The organism is Prevotella sp. TF12-30 (assembly GCF_003436715.1).
Classification (GTDB): domain Bacteria; phylum Bacteroidota; class Bacteroidia; order Bacteroidales; family Bacteroidaceae; genus Prevotella; species Prevotella copri_A.
The window spans coordinates 21,525-31,406 of the sequence record NZ_QSQJ01000045.1 but is presented as its reverse complement, the minus strand read 5'-3'; the positions used below and the strand labels follow the sequence as shown (position 1 = coordinate 31,406).

Below are 9,882 nucleotides of genomic sequence, written 5' to 3'. Positions count from 1 at the left end.
TGCGCTCAAAGCTTGCTCTATTAGAGTAAAACAGGGCGTGTAGGACAAAACTTGCGAAAGTTCAGGTATTGATTAGTCGTGGAAATGTGCGGAAAAACAATGGATTTCCACGACTAATCATGCTAATTGACGTTTTTCAGTTTCTCAGCATACTCCTTCGGGAAGATGCCGAACTCCTTCTTGAAGCATTTGGAGAAATACTTCGGAGTGTTGAAGCCCACCTGGGTTGCCACATCGCTGATCAGAATGTTAGGGTTCGACCGGATGATGCGCTGCGCTTCCTTCAGGCGGATGCTGGTGATGAAGGCAATGACCGTTTGCCCTGTTGTGGCTTTCACCTTATTATATAGAGTGGATTCGCTCATCACCATATCCTTGGCAAAAGACTCGCGGTTGTAATCGCCATCTGCAAGATGTTGCATCACTACCTCTGTGGCACGAGTGATGAATGCCTGATCTGGGTTGCTCAAATGTAACGCAGTCTGTGTTTCGCTCTCTGTGCTGGTTTGGAGCGAAACTTCTGCCTGAATCTTCTCTATCATCTTCTTGCGGTTGGCAAGAAGGGCATTGATCCGGACTTCCAGCTCCTCAAACTTGAAAGGCTTGGTGATGTAGGCATCTGCTCCTACGGCATAAGCCTCGGTCTTGTCCTCTTCCTTGTTCTTGGCGGTGAGCAGGATGATTGGCAACTGCCAGAAACTCTTGTCAGACTTCAGCTGCTTGGTCAGTTCGATACCATCCATGATAGGCATCATCACATCGCTCACCACGAGGTCGAGTTTCTCCTTCATGATGATGTTTATCGCCTGCTTTCCGTTCTTTGCCGTAAACACATGATAGTTCTTGCTCAATACCTGCAGCATCAGGGCGAGCAGTTCCTCGTTGTCCTCCACCACCAGGATCTTGCTCGCATTCTTACGGATGAAGATGCTCTGGTGGACAGGTGCCAGCTTAGGTTTGTCTTCAGAAGCAGGTTGGGATTCCTGCTCCGTTTCCTGGCTTGCCTGTCTGATGGCTTCCTGATTTACTGCATTTGGTTTGTCTGAATTGTCTATTTCATCTGGTGCATAGGCACTCTTTCTGATAGGCAGGGTAATGGTGAAGGTAGTGCCTTCGCCTTCTTGACTCTCACATTGGATGTTGCCATGATGCAGTTTCACCAGGTCGTGGGTCAGCGACAGTCCGATACCGGTTCCTGGCATGTTCTGCTTGCGGTAGTCGCCATCGAAGAATCGGGTGTAGAGATGCTTCATCTTCTCCTTCGACATACCGATGCCATTATCGGCAATCGTGATGACCGCCTGCTCCTTGCTGAGGCTGAGTGATACATCAATCTTGCCTCCCACCTTATTATATTTAATGGCGTTGGAGAGCAGATTGTAGATGATCTTATCCATCTTGTCGGCATCAAACCATGCCATACCTTCAGCCTTCGGCTTCTCCAGGGATAGGGTAATCTTCTGGTGTTCAGCCATCGGACGGATATTCTCGCAAGCTTCTTCTATGAACGAAATCAGGTTTCTGCGGCTCACGAGCAGATGCAGCTGTCCTGCCTGCGACTTTCTCACTTCCAGGATCTGTCGCAGGAGTCGGGTGGTGCGGTTGATGTTGCTGTCCATCACCATGTAATCTTCCTCATACTGTGGTGCCATCGCCTTGAGTTTGTAGATGGTGGCAGAGATGACGGTAAGAGGGGTGAGCAGCTCGTGGGTGATATTGGTAAGTATAACACCCATCTGCAAGCTGTTTCTGGTCTTCACCCGCTCCTTATACCATCTGGCAGCAGCAAAGATGCCGCCAATGAGCATCAGGATATAGAGCATGAAGGCAAGGCGTGATGCATACCAAGGTGGCAGCACCTTGATGGTGATGGTGTATGGCAGTTCCTGCCACTTGCCGTAGCCGTCGTTTGCCTTCAGATGTAACTTGTAGGTGCCTGCATTCAGGTTCTGGAAAGTAGCTTTATGTTCATCCTGTTTGCTGTATTGCCAGTCTTCGTCATATCCTTCCAGCTGGTAGGCATAGCTGTTCTTTCGTGTATTACCGTATGTGAGGAGTGAGAATTCGATATCAAACTTCTTCACATTGGAAGGTATGGAAATCCTTTTTGTGTAATGTGGCATTTCTTCGGAAATGTCACTTTTGAGAACAGAATCCAGTTGTGCAAATGATACGTCATCAATGATTAAGTCGGTGATGACGAGCTTGCAGTTTCTGTGATTTTTCATTTTTGTCATAGCCGACGGAGGGAAAGAGAAAAAGCCTGCTCTTGTTCCGAAAAAGATTTCCTTGCCGAACTGATAACTGGCATCTGCCGAGAACTTGATTTCTCCCAATCCATCTTCTTGGGTGAAATAAGTGATGTTGCGCAAATGGTCTGACTCCTGATTTTTCCAGGTGATATATGCCAGTGCCTTGTTGAGCGCTACCCAGATATTGCCGGAAGCATCGCCTTCTACAGAGAAGGTCTGATCATCCGGAAGATGAAGCTTTCGGTTCTGGTATTCAAAACGGTCTTCCACCTTATTATATAGGAAGAGTCCGCCACTATTTGAAATAGCCCAAAGGCGACCTTGATTGTCTTCCATGCATTTCTGCGCATCGTTAATGGCATATTTGCCGTTTTTAGGGCAGTATTGTCTGTATTTTAGTGAACGGATATTCCGGGTTTTGCCCGATATACGGATAATACCCTCATTATCTGTAGAAACCCAAATGTTGCCTTGCCTATCCTGGCAGATGTTACGGATGTCGCAGCTGCTGAAGTCTTTCTTGCCTTCTTTCATGGTCAGGAAGTAGCCTGTATTGTCTGGATATACGATACTCATACCATTTCGGCTTCCTATCCACATCGTCTTGTCTTTCGATTCGAAAACAGCATTAACGAAATTTTCTTTTATGTAGTTCGTATTGGTGTTGTCCAGGCAGAAGGCTTCTTTTTCCTTCGGTTTGATGATGACACCGTAGTTGTTGACGGCAAACCATATTTCATCATTGCTTCGTTTCACGATGCTGGTAATGCTGGTGGTAAGGGTATAGCTGCTCAGTTTACCAAAGCCCGGAATGCCTTTATTATAATAGGTGTCACCGGTATCTCGATTGTAGAGCGCTATTCCGTACGGATTGAGTCCGAGCCAGAACCATTTACCGTCGGTAGTGAGAATCGCATTGACATAGTTGATGGTAGGGGCATTCTGCAGGTTGCCCAGATACCACTGCTTGAAGAGAGATGGGGGGGTGGTAATCTGTAGAACTCCATCATTCTGCGTACAGAGCCAGATATTTCCCGCTCCATCCGTGCTGATGTCATTGCAGTAGATGAGTCGGTTGTTGCCAATCTGGGTATATTTGCTCCAGCCTGCTTGCGGCTGGTCTTCATCTAAATAGCAGATACCTTCTCTGGTACATGCCCATAGAGTATTGGTGATAGGGTCTTCTACGAATTTATAGAAGATGTCGAAGTTGTTGGTGGCGTATGGATATTGATGATATTGCGGATTCTTCAGATTGTCCGGATTGCTGATGCACAGCACTCCATATCCCCAGGTTCCTACCCAGAGATGATGATTCTTGTCGAAAAAGAGCGAGTAGGCTGAATTCCTATCATTCAGCTTCGGATAGCTTCGGAATACGTTGCTACCACGTTTCAGACGCATCAGTCCAGAAGACCAGGTACCGATGAGAAGGTCGCCGTTTTTGTCTTCTGCTACACATTTTACGCTGAAAGAATTGAGGCGTTGTTTCTTTCCGTTTTCATTGATGAGCCAGGCATTCCTGGAAGTATAGGTATAGAAGGATTCATTTTCCGGATTGAAATAAGATAATCCTCCATCTGTACCAACCCAGAGTGTACCATCTCTCGAAACAAAGAGATGGTAGATGATTCTCTGATCTTCGCTTGGCAGGAAATAGGTCTTGAAAACGCCAGTCTTCCGGTTTATCTTTACCAGGCCGTTTCGGGTTCCCAGCCAGAGATTGTGCTCGTGGTCTTCTGCCATGGAACGGATGTCGTTGTTGGGAAGAATACCTGGAGAAAGTGCATTCGATTTGTACGATTTCACGGTATAGCCATCGTATGATTTGAGTCCGGAATTGGTTCCCACCCACATCATTCCTTCGCTATCGAACATCATGCAGTAGCTTTCAGACGCTGGCGAAATGTTAAAAGATGCAATGCTGCGGTATGGAAATGTTTCCGCTTTAGCAATGATGCAGCACACAAAAGTCAGTATCAAATATGTTATTCTCATCTCGATTATTAGTATTTATTTGTATTTGGGTGCAAATTTACAGCTTTTTTCCCGAATTTTTCCCTTATTTTAGCGAAATTTTCCCTAATATATGATAAAAAAGACCGAAATTTGCAATCATAAATCAAAAATGTTGCCTCGATCAAAGCGAAGGGGCACTTTACATTTTTTACATAAACTGTATAATATAACTAACACAAATAAAAATACAACTTAAAATGGAAAATCTTAAGCTAATAACATCGTCTAGAAGATTGATGGCTTTGGCAGCTTTGGCAACTGGTGTTGCTTTGCCTCCACAATCTATCATGGCAGCTTCTACAGCTCAGGTTGTTCAGCAGTCGGGTGTCGTTAAAGGTCAGGTTCTTGATCCTTCTGGTGAGCCGGTAATCGGTGCTACCGTAAAGGTTAAGGGTTCCAAGACGGGTACTGTTACCGATATTGATGGTAACTTCTCGCTCAGTGCTGCTCCAGGTGCTATGGTCGAAGTGTCTTATATAGGTTATAAGACCATGACGGTAAAAGCTGGTAATGGTCCGTTGAACGTTACTTTGGAAGACGACAATCAGGCTTTGAGTGAAGTAGTTGTCGTAGGTTTCGGTACTCAGAAGAAGGTAAACCTCACTGGTGCTGTCTCTGTAATCGACAGCAAGGAGATTGCTTCCCGTCCTGTTGCCAATGCTACCCAGGCATTGCAGGGTCTGGTTCCTGGTTTGCAGATTTCCAGCTCATCTGGTTCTATGGATGCTACTCCTAATGTAAATGTACGTGGTACTACTACCATTGGTGAGGGTTCCAAGGGTACTCCATTGATCTTGATTGATGGTTCTGAGGGTGATTTGAATACCATCAACCCACAGGATATCGAAAGTGTATCTGTATTGAAGGATGCTGCTGCATCTTCTATCTATGGTTCCCGTGCACCTTTCGGTGTGATCCTGGTTACTACCAAGAAAGGTAAGTCGGGTAAGGTTACAGTCAACTATAACAACAGCTTCCGTTTCAGCGGAATGATTCGTGGCAAGCACATGATGAACTCTGTTGACTATGCAGCATGGGTAAACGATGCTCATACCAATGGTGGTAGTGGTGTGTTCTTCGATCAGGAGCGTATGGATAAGATCGTGGCTTATCACAATGCCACTCCTGTAGGTCCTGGTACCCGAAAGGATGCCAATGGTAACCTGCTCTACGGTATCGATTCCAGCAACGGCACAACATGGAATGATGGCTACGGCTTTGGTGTAGATGACGTTGATTGGTATGATGCCTTGTATAAGAGCACAGCCTTCTCTCAGGAGCATAACGCAAGTGTAAGCGGCGGTAATGATAAGTTTAATTTCTATGCTTCTTTCAACTACCTGCACAATGGCGGCTATATGAAGTTGGATAAGGATAAGAACGACCGTTATAATACTACAGCTAAGATTGGTGCGCAGATTACCGATTGGCTGCATCTGGATTATTCTACCCGCTGGACCCGTACCGATTTCCAGCGCCCTGCTACATTGACAGACAATCTGTATAAGGACTTGGCACGTCAGGGTTGGCCAGTATTGCCTTTGCAGGATCGCAACGGTTACTATTATTCTGCACCTTCTCCTGCCCTCGGTCTGGCTACAGCAGGTAAGGATACCAAGGAGCGTGACATCCTGAACCAGCAGGTGAACCTGTTGATTGAGCCTATCAAGAACTGGAGAACTCATATCGACTTCACCTATCGTTCAGAGAACACAGCACGCCACTGGGACAAGAAGATGCTCTACAACCATGATGTTGCCGGCAATCCTATCGTTTACGACAAGGGTTCCAATGTTCATGAGGATGAATATAAGGAGAACTACTATAACTTCCAGGCTTATACCGAGTACAACTTCTCTCTGGCTAAGAAGCATAACTTCCACGTAATGGGTGGTTTCCAGGCAGAGCAGTTGAGAAAGACCGAATTCGGTCTGCAGCGTGATGGTGTCTTGGATGAGTCTCGTCTGGAGGTGGATCTGACCAATGGCTTGAGCTACGAAGGTAAGGAAATCGTTCCTTCCGTGAATGGTGGACGCAACCAGTGGCAGACAGCCGGCTTCTTCGGCCGCTTGAACTACAACTATGATGAGAAGTATCTTTTCGAGTTCAATATCCGTCATGATGGTACATCCAAGTTCCGTAGAAACAATATGTGGAAGACCTTCCCATCTTTCTCTTTGGGTTGGAACATCGCTCACGAGAACTTCTGGAAGCCATTGGAGAATACTGTAAATACCTTGAAGCTCCGTGCATCTTACGGTTCTTTGGGTAACCAGAATATTGACAACTGGTATCAGACCTATTCTACTGTAGCTTATAAATCTGTATCAGGAACCTGGCTCCAGGGTGGCAAGAAGACCAACATTACTGCAGCTCCAGGTCTGGTTTCTGCAGCCTTGGGTTGGGAAAAGGTAGAAAGCTATGATATCGGTCTCGACTGGGGTGCTTTCAATAACCGCCTGACCGGTTCCTTCGATTATTATGTACGTAATACCAAGGATATGGTTGGTCCTGCTCCAGAGTTGCCTGCACTTTTGGGAACTGCTGTTCCTAAGACCAACAATACTGACCTCCGTACCACTGGTTGGGAGTTGCAGATTGGCTGGCGCGATCATCTGGAGAATGGCTTGAACTATGGTGTAACATTCAATGTTTCAGATGCTCAGGCTAAGGTAACCCGTTATCCAAACAACCCTACCGGTTCCTTGTCTAGCTATATCGAGAACCGCAAGGTAGGCGAAATCTGGGGTTATGAAACCATCGGAATTGCCAAGACTAATGATGAGATGAACCAGCATCTGGCTACTTTGCCAAATGGTGGACAGAGCCAGCTTGGCGACAAGTGGGCTGCTGGTGATATCATGTACAAGGATCTGGATGGCGACGGCAAGATCTCCAATGGCAGCAATACATTGGCAGACCATGGCGACCTGAAGGTTATCGGTAACAATACTCCTCGTTATCTCTTCGGTCTCGATCTCACCGCCAGCTGGAAGGGATTCGACTTCCGTGCATTCATGCAGGGTGTCATGAAGCGTGATTATAATGTGAAAGATTCATGGGGTGCGAGAGAATATCTGTTTGGAGCTACCGACTCTGGTGTATGGTGGGCAGCAGGTATTACCGGCGTTCAGGACTACTTCCGTGATTCAGAAACCTGGTCTGTCAAGAATGGCTACGAATCAGAGAATCTGAATGCCTATCTGCCACGTCCACAGTACAGCGAGAAGAACATTCATACCCAGACACGCTATTTGCTCAATGCAGCTTATTTGCGTATGAAGAACCTTCAGGTTGGATATACCTTGCCACAGAGCTTGGTTTCTAAGGCAGGTTTGGGCAATGTCCGCTTCTTCGTTTCAGCAGAGAATTTGTTCACTATCACCGATCTTCCAAGTCAGTTCGACCCAGAGACCATCGATACCGCTTATGGTAATGGTTATCCTCTTTCTCGCACTTTCTCTTTCGGTGTTAACGTTACATTATAATTAAAAGGAGATATTAATATGAAATTCAAACATATAGCACTTATGTCATTGGCACTTGCTGCATCCTTCTCTTCTTGTAGTGATTATCTGGAGCAGGAGCCACCATCAAGCTTACCTTCTGATGGATTCTTTACTTCAGAGGCAAAGGTGAAAGCTGCTGCCGATCAGTTCTATGGTGATGTCTTGCCAGGACACGCCAACTGGAGCTACGGTCTTTATGCCGGCGATGTGAATACCGACAACCAGATCAACTGGTATGGTGATAGCAAGTTTGCCACAGGACTTTGGAAAACAGACAATGATAACGACAAGTGGTCTTGGAATAATATCCGCAACATCAACTATCAGCTCAATTCTATCCTCGAGGCTCAGAAGGCTGGTAAGATCTCTGGTAGTGAGGCTATCATCAACCAGTATATCGGTGAGATCTACTTCATGAGAGCATACTGCTACTTTGATATGTTGCAGAAGTGGGGCGACCTTCCTGTTGTAACCGAGGCATTCCCTGACAATGAGGAAATCCTGGTGGCTGCCAACAAGCGTCAGCCTTGCAACGAGGTGGCTCGTTTCATCATGGAAGACCTGGACAAGGCTATCTCGCTGATGCAGGATGGTTTTGACAAGAACCATACCCGTATCTCTCCAGATGCAGCCCGCCTGTTCAAGAGCCGTGTAGCTCTCTACGAGGGTTCTTGGCTGACTTATTTTGCCGGCACAGCTTTCGTTCCTAACGGCGAGGGATGGCCAGGCAAGGCTAAGGAGTATAATGCCAACTATCAGTATCCTACAGGTTCTGTTGATGCTGAGGCTAAGTATTTCCTGCAGGAGAGTGCCAAGGCTGCCGAAATGGTAGCTGACAAGTATAAGGATCAGTTGATGGTGAACACCGGTACTATTCCTCAGAAGGAAGGTGATCCTCAGAACCCTTACTTCAATATCTGGGGTACTACAGATATGTCGGGTACACCTGAGGTTATCCTTTGGCGCCAGTATAGCAAGGAGTTGGGTGTAGTCAATAATGTGGAGGTTGGTGTCCAGCATGGAGACTTTGGCGTAGGTCTCACCCGCTCTATGGTAGAGGGCTATGTGATGAAGGATGGTAAGCCTATCTATAATTCAGCCTATACCTATAGCGACCAGACTATCGCCGATGTAGCTACCAATCGTGACCCTCGTCTCACCATCTTCCTGAAGGTTCCTGGACAGAAGAATGTATTCAAGAATATGTCTGCTCCTGAGGATCACTATGTCATCGACGAGCCATATCCAACCATTACCACACGTAATGCCGAGAATGACTATTCTACAGGTTATGCAATCCGTAAGGGTGGTACCTTTGATAAGGCTAATACAGGTAATGGTAACTGCTACAATGCAGCTGAAATCTTCCGTGCTACCGAGGCGCTGCTGAACTATATGGAGGCTGAGTATATGTTGACCAACAGTCTTTCTGGCAAGGTTCTGGAGTATTGGAAGGATGTACGTAAGGCTGCCGGCTTCACAGGTGATGCTGTTAATCCGCAGGTTACCATCGATGCTACTGAGATGAGCAAGGAAACTGCCGACTGGGGTTCTTACTCTGCAGGCAAGCAGTTGACCGATAAGACTCTCTACAATATCCGCCGTGAGCGTCGCTGCGAGTTGATTTCAGAAGGTCTTCGTGGTATGGATTTGCAGCGCTGGCGTTCATACGATCAGTTGATGACAACTCCTGCTCATATGGAGGGTATTCATCTCTGGAATACTCCAATGCAGAGCTGGTATAACAACCTGAATGCCGATGGCTCTTCTAATGCCAACGTATCAAGCTCTTCTCTGAGCGAGTACTATCGTCCATTGGAGGTGAACATGACAGCTATCAACAGCTACAAGGATGGTTTCACCTGGCACATGGCTCACTATCTGCAGCCACTTCCTATCAAGCAGTTCCTGCTTACAGCAAGTGATTATTCTTCTGTAGAGAAGAGTCCATTGTATCAGAACCCATATTGGCCAACATCAGCAGGTCAGTCAGCAGAGAAGTAATCTTCTAGACTAAATAAGTATTCTAATAAATAAAGGCTCAGATGAAATTGTCCATTGATGAATAATCTCTTCTGAGCCTTAATACAAATTCAGAGCAT

General features: G+C 46.3%; 3 protein-coding genes. 2 read left to right on the top strand and 1 reads right to left on the bottom strand.

Features of this window, described 5'->3' with window-relative positions; genetic code table 11:
* Positions 1 to 122 precede the first annotated feature (122 nt).
* Positions 123 to 4,250: a two-component regulator propeller domain-containing protein gene (locus tag DXD25_RS13785; protein ID WP_117663999.1), complete on the bottom strand. Its 4,128-nt coding sequence runs from the start codon at positions 4,248 to 4,250 to the stop codon at positions 123 to 125.
* Between the two features lie 218 nt (positions 4,251 to 4,468).
* Here DXD25_RS13785 and DXD25_RS13780 point away from each other — a divergent pair, with 218 nt between their 5' ends.
* Both DXD25_RS13780 and DXD25_RS13775 read left to right on the top strand, forming a co-directional pair.
* The gene (locus tag DXD25_RS13780; RefSeq protein ID WP_117663998.1) at positions 4,469 to 7,759 is read left to right on the top strand and encodes a TonB-dependent receptor; all 3,291 of its coding nucleotides are present in this window, start codon (positions 4,469 to 4,471) and stop codon (positions 7,757 to 7,759) included.
* An 18-nt stretch (positions 7,760 to 7,777) separates the two neighbouring features.
* Positions 7,778 to 9,784, top strand: a complete 2,007-nt coding sequence (locus DXD25_RS13775) for a RagB/SusD family nutrient uptake outer membrane protein (RefSeq protein ID WP_117663997.1) — start codon at positions 7,778 to 7,780, stop codon at positions 9,782 to 9,784.
* Positions 9,785 to 9,882: the final 98 nt, after the last annotated feature.

Coding starts and splice junctions, on each gene's coding strand:
- DXD25_RS13785 (WP_117663999.1), bottom strand. CDS start 4,250: ATGAGAATAACATATTTGATACTGACTTTTGTGTGCTGCATCATTGCT.
- DXD25_RS13780 (WP_117663998.1), top strand. CDS start 4,469: ATGGAAAATCTTAAGCTAATAACATCGTCTAGAAGATTGATGGCTTTG.
- DXD25_RS13775 (WP_117663997.1), top strand. CDS start 7,778: ATGAAATTCAAACATATAGCACTTATGTCATTGGCACTTGCTGCATCC.